Below are 14,360 nucleotides of genomic sequence, written 5' to 3' on the forward strand. Positions count from 1 at the left end.
CGGTGGCCGCGCCCTTCGCGCCCCGCCCCCGCCGTTCCGCGCGAGGGCGGACGCCGGCCGTCGCCGGTGTCCGCGGGATGTGGTCAGAACTCCCGAAGAGTGTCCCGCAGCAGCTCGTGCCGGTAGGCCGTCCGGGCAAGGCCGCGCTTCTGAAGCGCCGGCACCAGCCCGTCGGCGATCTCGACGAGGTAGCGGCGGCTGACCCGAAGCACCGGCGTGGTGATCAGGAAGCCGTCGCCGCCCACCTCCGCCATGGCCTCACCCATGCGCTCGGCCACCTGGTCGGGCGTGCCGATCAGTTCCAGGGACGACACGAGGCCGCCGCCGCCGTCGACCACCAGCTCGCGCAGGGTCTTGCCGCTGCCCCACTGCTGGAACTTGTCGAGCGTGCCGGACTCCCCGTTGGTCACCAGCTTCTCCGGCAGCGGCTTGTCGAGATCGAACCGGGCGAAGTCGATCTCGGTGATCGCCGAGATGGAGGCGAGCGTGTCGACGATGAAATGGTCGGAGGAGATCTGCCGCCCGTATTTCTCCCTCGCCTCCGATTCCGTTTCGCCGAGGGTGGGTGTGATGCAGAACAGTACCTTGATCTCGTCGGGGTCCCGGTCGATCGCCGCCGCGCGGGCCCGGATGTCGTCGCGAAACGCCTTCATCTCCTTCACGCCCGAGGCGACCGAGATGATCGAGTCGGCGAAGCGGGCGGCGAAGTCGCGGCCGCGCGGCGAGGCGCCGGCCTGCACGTAGATCGGCCGGTACTGGGGCGACGGCACCGTGTTGAGCGGCCCGCGCACCTGGTAGTGCTTGCCCTTGTGGTCGATGGTGTGGACCTTGGACGGGTCCGCGTAGATGCCCTTCTGCCGGTCCAGCACCACCGCGTCCGGCTCCCAGCTGGCGAAGAGCTTGTTGACCACCTCCATGTATTCTTCGGCCATCTCGTAGCGCGTCTCGCGCAGCGGCAGCTTGTCCATGCTGAAGTTCTGGGCGGAGAGGTCCTCGGCGCTGGTCACGATGTTCCAGCCGAACCGCCCGCGGGTCAGGCTGTCGATGGTCGAGCACAGGCGGGCGAGCAGGAAGGGCGGATAGGCCATGGTCGACATGGTGGCGACCACGCCCAGCCTGGAGGTCGCCATGCCCATGGCGACGGCGAGCGGCGCCGGATCGTGCTTCGGCACCATCATGGCGTTCTTCAGCGCGACGTCCCGCGATCCGCCATAGGTCTGCGGCACCATGAGCTTGTCTTCGATCATGATGTAGTCGAAGCACGCCCGCTCCAGCGTCTGCGCCATCTCGACATAGAAGCGCCCGTCCCAGGGATAGCCTCCCTGGCCGAACGGCTCGCGCCATTCGTCCGGAGTGAAATTCATGAACCAGGCGAGGTGCATCGGCTTGGGTGCCATCGTAAACGGACCTCTCTGACCAGCAGCGGCGAACACGGACGCCATTCCGGGCGCGCACGAGCCAGGTCGAGACGCGTCGCGCACCGGATTGACCTCGAGGCGGAAAGCTTCGAGCCGCACCAGCTAAGCAAGCGTTTAATAGTTCTGCAACATGGAAATCGGGAAGACTTGTTTATAGGCAATCGCCGCCGCATCTCAGGCTTGAAAGACCAATTTTGCGTCTTTGCTAAGCTGTGATGCCCGATCGATGGACAGAATCCAGGTCAAGTTCGCTTCGACAATACCCGATCCTGTGCCGGCGCGGCCGCGACCCGGTTTCCAAGGCTCCTGACACGGGCCGCGTCCAGCCGCCGCGGGTTACCCCGACCGGCCGGGTCGGGCCGCCCCTCTCGTCCGTCAGGTCTCCCGGAACGCGCGGCTCATGCTGTCCTTGATCGGGCGCATCAGATATTCGAAGAAGGTCCGGTCCTCGGTCTTGATGTAGACCTCCGCCGGCATGCCGGGCGTCGGCTCGAAGCCGGCCACGTGCTTGGCCATGGCGGCGTCCAGGCGGATCCGGGCCACGTAGCTGTCCGGCACCTGGGAGGCGCCGCGCCGCTCGTCCGGCAGGGCGTCGGCCGACACGTAGACCACGCGCCCCTCCACGATGGGGGTGATGCGCTGGCTGAGGGCGGTGAGGCGCACGAAGGCCTCCTGGTTGCGCCGGACCGTGTCGATGTCCTGCGGTCGGACCTTGACCTCGATGATCAGGTCGTCCTGCAGGGGTACGATGTCCAGGATGGGCTTGCCCGGCTCGATCACGCCGCCCGGCGTGTGATAGCGCAGCTTCACCACCACGCCCCGCGACGGCGCCAGGATGAGCGAGCGGTTGAGCACATCCTCCGCCGCCCGGATCATCTCGCGCAGGTCGTTGAGTTCGGCCCGCACCTCGTGCAGCTGCTCGACCGCCTGCTTCACCGCCGCCTTCCTCAGGCCGAGCGCCTGCTCGCGCGCCCGCGCGATCCGCTCGTGGGCGTCGCCGATGTCCCCCTGGAGCCGGCCGACGTCGCCCTCCAGGGCCGACTGGGCGCGCCGGAGCGCCAGCACCTCCGCCCGGCGGATCAGGCCCTTCTTCAGGAGCCCCTCCTTGTTGCCGAGCTCGTCCTTGATCAGCGCCAGCTGGTCCCGGACGGCGGCGAGCTGGATCCGGCTGCCGCCGATGCGCTCGTTCAGCGCCGCCACGCCGTCGTCAACGGCGTCGAGCTCGCTGCGAAGGGTGGCGCGCCGGGCCTCGAAGGCGAGCGTCTGCGCCTCCACGATGGCGGCGACGTCCGGGTCCGACGCCGCGCTCCCCTTGAGGGCGGGCGGGATCTCCAGGGCGTCCCGGTCCAGCATCTCGGCGGTCAGCCGGGCGTCGATCGCCATCGTCCGCGCCTGGCGCAGGATCAACCGGCGCAGGTCCGCCCCCGCCGCCGTGCCGTCGAGCCGCACCAGGATCTGGCGCGCCTCCACCACGTCGCCTTCCCGCACCAGGATCTCCGAGATCACGCCGCCCTCCAGGTGCTGGATGGTCTTGTTCTGGCCCGTGGTGACGAACACGCCGGGCGCCACCACGGCGCCGGCGATGGGCGCGCTGTTGCCCCAGACGCCGAACAGGAGCCCGGCCCCGAGAAGCACCCCGAAGCCGAACAGGGTGGGCGCGCGGGTGCCGCGGGGCACGTCCGCATACCATTCGTGCGACCGGGCCAGCATGGACATGGCAGTCTCCTCCATTCCTTTCCGAGAGCGACCGGACCGAGCCGGCGCTCCTCGCGCCCCGGCTCAGGCCACCCCGAACGCCTGGCCGCCGCCCTTCTTGCCCGACAGGACCGGCAGCATCTCGTCGCGCGTTCCGAGCGCCTGCACGGCGCCGTCCTTCAGGATCATGATCCTGTCCACGCTCTTCAGCAGCATCGGCCGCTGGGTGATCGCCACCACGGTGATCGACTGCGCCTTCGCGCGCGTCAGGGCGCGGGCCAGCGCCTGCTCGCCCGGCGTATCCAGGTTGGCGTTCGGCTCGTCGAGCACCACCAGCCTTGGGGCGCCGAAGAAGGCCCGGGCGAGCCCGATCCGCTGCTTCTGGCCGCCGGAAAGCGGGCTGCCGTCCATGCCGATCTGCGTCTCGTAGCCCTGCGGCAACTGGGAGATCATCTCGTGCACGTCGGCGATCTCGGCGGCGCGGAAAATGGCCTCGTCGGTCACGTCCTCGCGCATGCGGGCGATGTTGGCCTTGATGGACGCCGGAAAGAGCTGCACGTCCTGAGGCAGGTAGCCGACCACCTCGCCGAACTGCCGAGGGTCCCAGTTGCGCAGGTCCATCAGGTCCAGGCGCACGTTGCCGGCGGTCGGCGTGATCGACCCCACCAGCATGCGGGCGAGCGTGGACTTGCCGGCGCCCGACCCGCCCACGATCGCGAGCGACTCCCCCGGCGCCAGGCTGAAGCTGAGCCCGTTCAGGATCACCCGCTTGCTCGGCTGCGGCACGTAGAGCACCCGTTCCACGCTGAGCGCGCCCTGGGGCGCCGGCAGGCGCAGCCGGTCCAGGTTCAGCGGCGAACTCTGCAGGAGCGCCCGGATGCGCGCGAAGGCCGAGCGGGCGTGGACGAGGCTGCGCCAGCCCTCGATCGCGCCCTCCACCGGCGCGAGCGCCCGGCTCGACACGATGGAGGCGGCGATCACCATGCCGCCGGTCAGCTCCGAGTTGATGGAAAGCCACGCCCCCCAGCCCAGGATGGCGATCTGGGTGGAGAGGCGGATGAACTTGGAGACGCCGGCCATCAGGATGTTGCGGTCCTGGGCGTGCACCTGCGCCTTCAGGGATTCCGCCGTCTCCCGGCCCCACACCATCACGCCCTCGGGGATCATCCCCATGGCGTTGATCACCTGGGCGTTGCGCGCCATGGCATCCGCCTGGAGGTTCGCCCGCGCCGAGAAGGCGCTCGCCTTGGCGAACGGCACCGCGGTCAGCCGCTGGTTGAGCACCGCGACGCCGAGAAGCGCCGCCCCGGTACCGGCCACGATGAAGCCGAGGTCCGGATGGATCAGGTAGATGGCGGCGAGGTAGACCGGCGCCACCGGCGCGTCGAGCAGGTTGAGGAGCACCGGCCCGGTCAGGAAGCTGCGAACCTGCTGCAGGTCCGCGAGCGTCTGGAACTCCCGGCTCGAACCGCCCTGGGAGGCCTTGGCGGCGGCCGCCAGGACCGGCGCGCCGAGGCGGCTCTCCGCCTCCACGGCGATCCGCATCAGGATCACCCGGCGCGTCATGTCCACCACCACGTGGACCAGGATGGCGCCGGCCACGAACACGGTGAGCATCACCAGGGTGTCGATGCTCCGGCTCGTGTAGACCCGGTCGGACAGCTGGAACAGGTAGATCGGCACCGCCAGGATCAGGAGGTTCACCGAGAAGGAGAAGATCGCGACCGTGATCAGGTTGCGCCGGCAGCCGGCGAGCCCCCTGGTGAGCACCTCCCGGAAGTCCTGGTCGCTCGACCGGTACACGAGGCGGTTCGGGTCGCCCCCGGCGTTCGGCCAGGCGGTCGCGCCCCCACCGGGCTTCGGCTTCGACGGCGGGGCCGGCGACGGGCCGACCTGCGAGGGACCGACCGGAGGCCTGTCCGCCGCGGGCTTCACTGAAGCGACGGGCACCGCGCCCGCCTGAACCTTCGCGGAAGCGGCCGGCGCGACGCCCGCCTCGCCCGGGCGCGGCCCGGCGGGCCGGGCGGGTCCACCGTCGGCCGGCGCGGCGCGCGGCGCCTGTGCGCCGCCTGCGAGCGACTTCGGCACCACCGGCGTCGGCGGCCGGTCGAAGCTGGCGGTGGCGTGGGGATCGGGATCGAAAGGAGCCATCGGTCGGGTCCGCTCTGCCGTCCGGCGCCCGGCCCCCCGGCGGGCGACGGCCCGGTTGGAAGGTCAGGTCAGGATGCTGCCGAAAAGGTCGGCGCCGCCGGTCGGCGGCGGCAGCCAGGTCTCGTCCGCGTCCGAGCCTTCCGCCCCGTCGTCGGTCACGAAGGCGACCGTCTCGCTGGCGAGCCCGGGGTCGCCCGGAGGTGCGGCCGGATCGTCGTCCGAGAGGACGAGATTGGCCTGGATCAGGAGGGAGTCCTCGTAAGCGGCGCCGGCCACGTAGGTCTCGGCCGGGCCGACGTCGATCACCGTGGCCGTGTTGCCGAGTTGGTTGCCGCCCTCCCCGACCACGGCCGCTCCGGCGGAGACGGCGTCGATGCTGTCGCCGTCGAAGAGCACGTTCACCTGCGCGACCAGGTTGACGTCATAGTAGTCGCCGGAGACCACGAGCACGGTGAAGACGCCGTCGTCCGTCCCGTTGAACTGCCACCAGGCGGACGGCCCGATGTCGTCGCGCGCCAGCAGGCGGTCGATCACGCCCTCCATCCCGGCGGTCGGCTGGCCGAAGGCCGCGGCCCCGTACTCGATCACCGAGGCCGTGTTGAGGAGGACGTCGTCGCCCGGACCGCCGGTCGCCCCGTCGACGCCCGACGGATCGACGATCAGGTTCACCTGGCCGATGATGGTGGCCTTGTGGAACGACCCGGTCACCACGATGAGGTCGTAGCCGCCCGACAGGGCGTGGAGCGACAGCGCGTTGCCCTGGGTGTTCCCCCCCATGGCCACGTAGGAGGCGCTCGCCCCGCTGGTGGTCTGGAGCACCGTGTCCCCGTCCACCATGACGTTGGTCTGGACCAGCGTGGTCACGTCGTAGAGGTCGCCCTCGACCATCTCGACCAGCACCGCGAGGGCGTCCGGCCGACCGGCCGGGTCGAGGACGGCCGGCAGGGCGCGCTCCTCGAAGCTCGCCACCGCGTGGAGCCCGTCCGCCGGACCGGTCCCTCCGGCCATGCCGGCGAGGAGGCGGGCGGCCATGTCCGCCGCCCCGTCCACCGCGTCGGCCCGGATGTTGATCTGGACCACCGCCGTGGTGGTGTGATGGTCGCCCTCGACGATCAGCGTCGCGCCCGCCTCGGTCGCGTCCACCAGCACGGCCGTGTTCTCCAGCCGGTTCCCGCCCGTTTCGATCCGGTGCCCCGGGGCCGGACCATCCGGCCCGGTCCCGTCCGGGTCCGGAAGGCGGGGGATCGCCGCGCCGGGCGGCGCGAGAACGCCGTCCACGAAGGTCCCGGTCGCGACCGGCGCGCCGTCGTCCTCCCCGGCCGCCGCGGCCTGGTGAGCCGCGACCGTCGCCACCACGTCGAGCGGCAAGGCGGTCTGCGGCAGGATCGACGGCGCCAGGTCGCCGGCCGCCACGAGGGCCGCCTCGACGACCGCCGTCGCCTCGGCCGACAGGGCCCCGAAATCGAGCGCGGCCGCGAGGACCGCCTGTCCGGAGAGGATGTCGCCGTCGGTGAGCACGTTCGCCTGGCGGACGAGCACCAGGGCGTCGCCGCCGCCGTCCAGGTAGGTCAGCCGGTAGGCGAACCCGGGCCCGGCCTCCACGGCTGGCGCAGGCGTTGAAGACCCACCCGGGTTCGCCGGCCCGACCACGGGGCCGACCGCCACGACGGGCGGTTCGAAGTGGAAGCCGCCCTGGCGCACGATGTCGACCGCCGCCGGACCGTCCCCGATGCGCGGCGCCCGCAGTTCTTCGGACGGCAGGTCGGCCACGTCCACGGTCGGCAGCCTGCCCTCGCCCGGATCGGCGAAGACGAGGTCTTGCTCCGCCTGGGGAGCGCCGGCGAAGTCGGGCCGGGACCGCGCCAGCTCTTCGATCAGGTGGAGGTAGCCGGCGAAATGCCAGATAGCCTCCGTGGCGCCCGTGCTCGTGATCATCCAGGTCTCCGACACGCGTCGTTCACCCGCGTCCTCCCGGCCGGGAGGACGCCGCCCGCGCCGGCCTTGGGGCCGGCGCGGGCCGAAGTCAGATGGATCCCAAGGATCAGGCGTCGTCGCCGATGTCGATGTTGCCGTTGCCGCCCACGAGCGAGGTCTCGACGTTGTTGTACTGGACGTTGGCGCCCATCACGATGTTCTGGGTGAAGGCCTCCATGGACGAGAGGCCGTCCGCCGTCGTCGACCCGCTGACCGAGCCGTCGTCCTGGTCGATGTTCCCGAGGCCGGACCCGCCGTTGACCGTGCCGCCGAAGACCGAGCTCGACTGGCCGAAACCGGCCACGTTCGAGACGGTCGGGCTGACGAGGCTGTCGCCGTCGACGAGGCTGCTCACCTGGCTGATGTTGAACGAGGTGTCGTTGCCCTCGCCGTTCAGCACGTCCTGGAGGGCGGCGAGGCCGGTGATCGCGGCGGTGCCGTCCAGGTCGATGAAGTCGTCGTCGCTGTTGTCCAGCTCGAAGGCGAGATCGACGTCCGTGTTGTAGCTGTCCGTCGCGGTGTCGTTGTCCTGGTCGTTATCCTGGTCGTTGTCTTCGTTGAAACTGTCGAAGATGTCATTATCCTGCGAGTTGTCCGTATCGTTGTCCTGGTCGTTGTCCTGATTGTAGCTGTCGCTCGTCGCCGTGGTGACGTCGTTGTCCTGATCGTTGTCCTGCGAGTTGTCCGTATCGTTATCTTCGTTGAAGCTGTCGAAGATGTCGTTGTCCCAATCGTTGTCATTGTCCTGGGAGTTGTCCGTGTCGTTGTCCTGGTCGTTGTCCTGATCATGACTGTCCGTGTTGCGGATCCGGGTCGTGATGTCGTTGTCCTGGTCGTTGTCCTGGTTGTTGCTGTTCTCGTTCGCCGTCAGGGCGAACGACCGCGTCGAGTTGTCGGTCGCCTGGTTGAAGCTGTCGTCGATGTCGTCGTCGCTGTCGTTGTCCTGCGAGTTGTCGGTCGCGAACGACTGGGTGTTGCTGGCGTCCGTGATCGTGTCCGTGTCGGAGTTGAAGCTGTCGTCGATGTCGTCGTCGCTGTCGTTGTCTTGCGAGTTGTCGGTCGCGAACACCTGGTTGGTGCTGGAATCCGTGTTGCTGGTGTCGTCGTCGGAGTTGAAGCTGCTGTCGGTGTTGGCTTCGCTGACCGCCGACGTGGTGTTGACGTCCCCCGACAGATCGTTGCCGACGTCCATGTCGAGGAGCGAGAGATTGCGTTCAGCCATGATGCGTCTCCGAAGGAGCTAGGACGCACGTCGTCTCCGCTGCCGCCGATCTTCTCCGCCGGCGACCTCCGGAGCGTTCGTGCTCGCGTGATGGATTTCTGGAGTGGTTTCGGGTCGGGGCGCGCGCGGCCGTCGGACGGGCGCGCCGGGTGTCATGCGGATGGACGGCCGGGTCTTCTCCCCTGTCTGGAACGCCCCTGTCCCGCCGAGCCTTCGGCAACCGCTGATCGCACCGCAGCAGAGCACCGTCGGCATTGCTTCAAATTGCGACCGGGGCTTCCCCGGTCGCCGATTGTCGTTTGCTGCAGATCTCAGGAACGAAAGCACAGGTCATCTATTGCTGCGCAAAAACGCAGCCGACCAAGGATAAAACTCGCACAGTAAGATTGCTTCTGCTCCGTGAGCAGCTAATCGGATCGATTCGTTTCTGTCGAATTCTTCCCCGTGATGCAATCAATGGTTAATGATTGATTAAAGAAGCGTCAAGGTGTAAAAGAAATACCCAATTCCGCGAGGCATATTGCCATGAATGTATTTCACGTACCCACGACGGGACGGCGGGATTTCACCTTCGCCCACTCCTGGACGGCGCCGCCCGCGTCCACGTCTCCCTGCTTCCACGACGAAGAGGCCGCGCACGCCTATGTGGAGGCGCGGCTCTGGGGTGACGCGCCGGTCTGCCCTCATTGCGGGAGCGTCGGCCGCTCGGGACGGATGTGCGGCGCGACCACCCGGATCGGCGCCTACAAGTGCTACACCTGCCGCAAGCCGTTCACCGTCAAGGTCGGCACCCCGCTGGAGGGCAGCCACGTGCCCCTGCACCGGTGGCTGCAGGCCCTCCACCTCGTGGCGCAATCCCGTCCGGTGATCGGCAGCACCGATCTCCACCGGGTTCTCGGCGTCACCCTGAAGACGGCGGCATCGATGGCGCGCCGGATCGGCGGGCCGGACCCGGCGTCCGGGGAGGAGGGCGACGGCCGACCCGCGCGCCGGCTGCGCCTGGCGGCAACGCGCGCCGGCCGGAACCCGGCCGTTCCGCAGGATGGCGAGGGCGGCCCGGACGAACGCGCCGACCGGTCCGCCGAGCCAGGGTCCGCCTGCCGGCGCCAGTCGGCCGTCTATCTCGCGGCGGTGGCCGACCACCGCTGCGGCGAACCGGACGAGCGCTTCGACGAGGCGTTCCGCCGCTTCCTGTCGGCCGGCTGACGCCGAACGTCGGCCGGCTGAGGGCGGTTCACCGGCCGCCGCCGACCCGGCAGGCGGCGAGGTGCGTCTCGGCGGCCGCCTCGAACGTGGCCTCCCAGACAGCGAGCGCGTCGGCGAGCGCGTCGGCTCCGCCGCCGGCCGGGCCCGCCTCCGCCACCTGGGCGACGATCCGGACCCAGTCGCCGCCTGCCGAAAGGAGCGGGTCCACGCTCGTGCCGGTCAGCGCCTCGAACACCGAGACGGCGTCGGCGCAGCCCGCCGAGAAGGCCGGATGGGAGGACAGGGACAGGCCGATGATGTCGGACCCGATCAGATCGTCCTCCACGGCGCTCAGCCGCCGCCACGCCCGGGTCTGCACCGACGCGAGCCGGTCGGATCCGAGCGGCCCCACCGCCCGCGTCGCCACCAGCGCGATCAGGAGGCCCAGATGACCAACCGCATAGGGCTCCAGGAAGAAGCCGTCCGGCAGCGCCGGCAACCGGGCGCGCGTATGGGCGACGAGCGGCGCGAGGGTGTCCACCGCGGCCCGGTAGGCTCTGCGCTGGCGCCCGAAGCAGATCATGGGGTCGCTCCCGCATGGCCGGCGGCCCGCCGCGGTCCGCCGGACCGCCGCGCCGCCCATACGCCGAACGGCGCACCGACCGTCCGGTTCGCCGTCGCCCGGAGGTGACCGATGTCCCGCCTGCCGCCCCGTCCCCGGTTCGAGAGCATCGAGGCGAGCGCCCGCCGGACCGCCGATCGGCGCACCGGCATCCTGGCTCTCGTCGGCAATCTGGTGTTCGCATGGTCCAACAACGAGAGCCTGTTCATCTATGCCCTGATGGTGCTCGCCCGGACCGACGAGGCGGCGGCGGCCATCATCTTCGGCACCCTCAACACCACCCGCGCGAGGCTCGACCTCGTCCAGCGGCTCGCCAAGGCGCGCCTGCGCGATCCGCGCCTCGCCGCCGAGCTGGACGCGCTGATCGACGCCTTCAACGACGCCACGCGGCTGCGGAACGAGCTGATCCACTCCATGTACATGGTGGACGAGCACGGCGACATCACCCACACCAATTCCATGAAGATCCAGGAGCGCCGGGGCGAGGTCCGGTTCGGCGCGGTGAAACCCATGAGCGGCGAGCGCATTGAGGAGATCCAGGCGGCGATCCTGGACCTCTGCCGCCTGAACCGGACCTTCTGGGATCTCCTGCCCCGCCTGGAGGCCGCCATGGAGGCGGGCGAGACCGGCACGGCCCCGCACCCGCTGCCCCGCCCGCCGCCGGGCGGATGAGGCAGGTGCGACGTGGCGTTGCTTGCCTGTATTTTCCCCGAACAAGAGAACCTGAGGAAAAACAGGTAAGATGAACAAGACATAGGGCGATGCAGACATGGCATCGAGTCTTCGACTTTAACCAACGGCGCATTTCCGCCTCGCCGGATCGCCCCAAAACATCCGCATACCGGAAAATACTCTTGCAAGCCGATGTGACGGCACGCTTTGATGGTCCATCATTTGATGAGGGTGTGGGGCACTTCCATCATGACCGATCATCCGTTGCCGTTGGTGGCCGTCGTCACGCCCGTGTACGACGGCGAGACCTTCATCGCGCGCGCTCTGACGAGCGTGCAGCGGCAGACCTATCCGAACATCGTCCACGTGGTTCTCGACAACGCGTGCCGGGACCGCACGCCGGAGATCGTCGCCGGCTTCGTCGGCGGCAGGGTGCCGGTCCGCGTGGTTCGCAACGAACGCACGCTGGACCAGGTGTCCAACTGGAACAAGGCCATGGGCCTCGTCCCGGAGGAGGCCCGCTACGCCAAGCTCCTGTGCGCCGACGACTGGATGGAGGACGACGCCATCGAGAAGCTCGTCGCGGTCGCCATCGCCGACCCGGAGATCGACTACGTGGGCGCCATGGACCAGGTGGACGGCATCGTGATGCGCAACGGGCTCGACCCGAACCAGCGCGTCTACACCGGCGCCGAGTTCACCCGGCTGGCGCTCGCCGGTCGCGCCCACTGCCACCCGTGGGCCCATATGTTCTTCCAGCTCCGGCCGGGCCTGACCCGCGATCCGTTCGATCCGGCGCGCTTTCCCGGCATCGACGCCGACTTCGTCCTCCGCGCCCTCACGGACCGCAAGGTGGCGATGATCCAGGAGCCGATCTATCACTCCCACGAGGGCGACGAGACCGTGACCCGGAAGCTCGGCGGGACCCAGCCGTTCGAGTTCACCAATTTCGAGCGCACCCTCCTCCACGGCCGGCGCGCGCTGAACCCGGACGCCTATGAGGAGGCGATGCGGTTGGGCCTCCTGCACCTGAAGCGGTGCATGCTCGTCTGGACCGCCCGCGGCGAGATCCGCCAGGCGGCGGCCGTGCGCGAGGGCCTCGCCCGGCACGGGATCGTGGTGACGCCGCTTGATCTCGCCTGGACGCTCGTCGGCTGGGCCGGCCGGATCATCGAGAAGCGGACCGTCCGTCTCCTCCGGTCCACGGATCCGTCCCCGCCTCCAAGGGCCGGCGCCGGCCCGTGACCGGCCGCCGCCGCGGTCAAGCATCTGCCGAACTCCATCCGGGGGGCTTGTCGACCTGACGGAGACGTCAGGTCGACAAGAGTCGCCCCAGATTCAACAAGCTGGAGCATTCTCCCGGCGATCAGGTCGTGCACCTTGATCGGAGAATGCCCTGGCGCCGCCCGCGTGGGCGCGATAGCTTCACCGCGCTCGGCGTCGGCCGCCGCCCGCGAGGCGACGATCCGTCGACGCCCGCACGGGCGCCTCCCCGGGACCGACCGCCGCGGACGCCCGCCGGCCCGCAGATCCAGGCGACACAGCGCATGAAGCATATCTCGGTGATCATTCCCTTCTACCAGAAGGAAGCCGGCCTCCTTGCCAAGGCCCTCCGATCGATCGAGAAGCAGACCGTCGCGGACGGATGGTCCGTCGAGGTCATCGTGGTGGACGACCAGTCGCCCGTCCCGGCAGCCGACGAAGTGGCCGGGTTCCGCCCTTCCGACCTCGCCGTCCGGGTCGTCCGCCAGCCGAACGGCGGCGCCGGCGCCGCGCGCAACCGCGGTCTCGACGAGGCGGGAGACGCCACGCTGGTGGCCTTCCTGGATTCAGACGACGCATGGCCGGAGGATCACCTGGCGCGGGCCGTGGCGGCCGCCGAGGCCGGCTGCGACATCTACTTCTGCGACAACCGGCGCGAAGGCTTTCACGATGCCTACCTGGATGAGCGCGCGCCCCTGACGGCCGCGCTCGTCAGAACGGCGCCGCGCGGCCCGGGCGGCGTCCACCTGGACGCCCAAGACCTGTTCGGCCTCGTCGTCCGGGAGTTCCCCACCCAGCTCTCCACCCTCGCCTACCGGCGCGCGATCGCCCCCGGCCTGCGGTTCGAGTCCAGCCTGCGAAACGCCGGCGAGGACGTGCTCTTCGTGGCCGCGCTGGTCCAGGCCGCCGGCCGGGTCTGCTTCGGCGAGGGCAGCGCGGTCACCTGCGGGGCCGGCGTCAACGTCTTCTTCAGCAATCTCGATTGGAACAACCCGGCGCTGCTCGCCATCAAGCACGACCAGATCCGCTGCGAGCTGATCGCCCGGCGCGTCGACGGTCTGTCGCCCGCCGCCCGCCAGCACCTGGAGGCGTCGCTCCAGGAGCATCGGGTGGAGTTCGCCACGCTCCTCCTCAAGGCGCTGCACGCCCGACGGCCGGACGCCCTGCCGTCCGCCCGCTCGATCATCGCGGCGGACCCGTCGGCCGTCGTGTGGCTGCCCGCCCGCATCGGCCAGGTCGCCTTCCGGGCGTTGTGGCGCAAGGTCGCCGCCTGATCCGGCCGCGCCGCTGCCGGAGCCGACGTTCGGGTCCGGCGGCTCGGGGCTTCAGATCCGGTCGGCCGACTCCCCGCCGCCGATCTCAGGCGACACGCCCACCCCGTGCTTGTAGCTGAGGTCGCCGCCGAGCCAGCCGCTGATGCCGAGCAGCACCACGGTGGCGAACGACAGGATCATGTTGAGCGCGGTCACGTCCGTCCCGGACCGGGTCGCCCAGTTGACGAGCGCCAGCAGCATCACGACGCCGTTGATGAGGCCGTGCGCCCAGGCCTTGCCCAGCTGGCGCGCCCGCGGCACGCGCATCAGGTCCCAGGCGCCGAGGGCCGCCGCGGCGACGCCGGTCACGATGCCCACCACGATCAGCGTCAGCGACGCGCGGGCCCAGAAGGGGTCCTCGGACACCAGATGGGCGATGTCCGCCACGAAGCTGAACATCAGGCTCGCCAGCGGGAAGGGCACCACCATCGGGTGGAGGGGATGTCCGGAGATGGCGGCGGCGGAGCCGCTGCCCTGTGGATGGCGCATGGGTGACCCCTTGTTCATCGGCGGTTGGAGAACCGGGGCTTGTCCCAGAAGTTCCTGGCCGCACGGAGCCAGGCGGGCTCCGTGCGGGGGGCGGCCGGCGGATCGAACGGGCCGGTCGGGCGTTGGTCGGAAACCAACCCAAGGAGGATCCCATGCCGAAGACCCGCGAAGAGGACGTCCGCGCCATCCTGTCCAAGGGCGACAAGCCCGCCCCGGAAGCCTCCGGCGAGGCGCCCCTGACGGCGTCGGAGAACCACGATCCGCTGCCGAAGCACAGGGACGCGCGCCAGAGCGAGTTTCCGGTCAGCCGCCAGGGCATGAACCAGGAAAGCCGCCAGCACAACAAGGGCTGAGCC

The 14,360-nt window shown here is 69.8% G+C and carries 11 protein-coding genes and 1 pseudogene; 5 read left to right on the top strand and 7 right to left on the bottom strand.

Going from position 1 to position 14,360, the window contains the following annotated elements; all coding sequences use genetic code 11:
• Nucleotides 1-83: 83 nt before the first annotated feature.
• The 5 genes from HND91_RS03265 to HND91_RS03285 form a co-directional block, all read right to left on the bottom strand.
• A complete protein-coding gene (locus HND91_RS03265) occupies nucleotides 84-1,397 on the bottom strand; it encodes an NtaA/DmoA family FMN-dependent monooxygenase (protein ID WP_181705063.1) in 1,314 nt (437 codons plus the stop codon).
• A 396-nt stretch (nucleotides 1,398-1,793) separates the two neighbouring features.
• A complete protein-coding gene (locus tag HND91_RS03270) occupies nucleotides 1,794-3,134 on the bottom strand; it encodes an HlyD family type I secretion periplasmic adaptor subunit (protein WP_181705064.1) in 1,341 nt (446 codons plus the stop codon).
• 63 nt (nucleotides 3,135-3,197) lie between these two features.
• Nucleotides 3,198-5,264 carry a type I secretion system permease/ATPase gene (locus tag HND91_RS03275; RefSeq protein ID WP_181705065.1) on the bottom strand — a complete coding sequence of 689 codons (2,067 nt, stop codon included), beginning with the start codon at nucleotides 5,262-5,264 and terminating at the stop codon, nucleotides 3,198-3,200.
• 63 nt (nucleotides 5,265-5,327) lie between these two features.
• Complete coding sequence (locus HND91_RS03280; RefSeq protein ID WP_181705066.1) at nucleotides 5,328-7,199, bottom strand: hypothetical protein; 1,872 nt, start codon at nucleotides 7,197-7,199, stop codon at nucleotides 5,328-5,330.
• 106 nt (nucleotides 7,200-7,305) lie between these two features.
• Entirely contained in the window at nucleotides 7,306-8,460 is a 1,155-nt protein-coding gene (locus HND91_RS03285) for a hypothetical protein (protein WP_181705067.1), read from the bottom strand.
• A 621-nt stretch (nucleotides 8,461-9,081) separates the two neighbouring features.
• On the opposite strand from HND91_RS03285, the pseudogene HND91_RS23320 reads away from it, so the two are divergent.
• A pseudogene (locus HND91_RS23320) lies at nucleotides 9,082-9,432 on the top strand (transposase); the annotation flags it as partial.
• A 262-nt stretch (nucleotides 9,433-9,694) separates the two neighbouring features.
• Here HND91_RS23320 and HND91_RS03295 read toward each other — a convergent pair.
• Complete coding sequence (locus tag HND91_RS03295) at nucleotides 9,695-10,228, bottom strand: hypothetical protein (RefSeq protein ID WP_181705069.1); 534 nt, start codon at nucleotides 10,226-10,228, stop codon at nucleotides 9,695-9,697.
• A gap of 111 nt (nucleotides 10,229-10,339) precedes the next feature.
• On the opposite strand from HND91_RS03295, the gene HND91_RS03300 reads away from it, so the two are divergent.
• The 3 genes from HND91_RS03300 to HND91_RS03310 all read left to right on the top strand — a co-directional run bounded on the left by HND91_RS03300 (nucleotide 10,340) and on the right by HND91_RS03310 (nucleotide 13,476).
• Complete coding sequence (locus HND91_RS03300; protein ID WP_181705070.1) at nucleotides 10,340-10,939, top strand: hypothetical protein; 600 nt, start codon at nucleotides 10,340-10,342, stop codon at nucleotides 10,937-10,939.
• A 249-nt stretch (nucleotides 10,940-11,188) separates the two neighbouring features.
• Nucleotides 11,189-12,184 carry a glycosyltransferase family 2 protein gene (locus HND91_RS03305; RefSeq protein WP_181705071.1) on the top strand — a complete coding sequence of 332 codons (996 nt, stop codon included), beginning with the start codon at nucleotides 11,189-11,191 and terminating at the stop codon, nucleotides 12,182-12,184.
• Nucleotides 12,185-12,486: 302 nt separating this feature from the next.
• Nucleotides 12,487-13,476 (top strand): glycosyltransferase family 2 protein, encoded by a 990-nt coding sequence (locus HND91_RS03310; protein WP_181705072.1) that lies wholly within the window; start codon nucleotides 12,487-12,489, stop codon nucleotides 13,474-13,476.
• A 51-nt stretch (nucleotides 13,477-13,527) separates the two neighbouring features.
• Here the strand turns inward: HND91_RS03310 and HND91_RS03315 are convergent, their stop codons facing one another.
• Complete coding sequence (locus HND91_RS03315; RefSeq protein WP_246329249.1) at nucleotides 13,528-14,004, bottom strand: DUF2231 domain-containing protein; 477 nt, start codon at nucleotides 14,002-14,004, stop codon at nucleotides 13,528-13,530.
• Nucleotides 14,005-14,156: 152 nt separating this feature from the next.
• Between HND91_RS03315 and HND91_RS03320 the strand changes: the two genes are divergently transcribed.
• A complete protein-coding gene (locus HND91_RS03320; protein ID WP_181705074.1) occupies nucleotides 14,157-14,357 on the top strand; it encodes a hypothetical protein in 201 nt (66 codons plus the stop codon).
• Nucleotides 14,358-14,360: the final 3 nt, after the last annotated feature.

The organism is Chthonobacter rhizosphaerae (assembly GCF_013839525.1).
GTDB classification, from domain to species: domain Bacteria; phylum Pseudomonadota; class Alphaproteobacteria; order Rhizobiales; family Pleomorphomonadaceae; genus Chthonobacter; species Chthonobacter rhizosphaerae.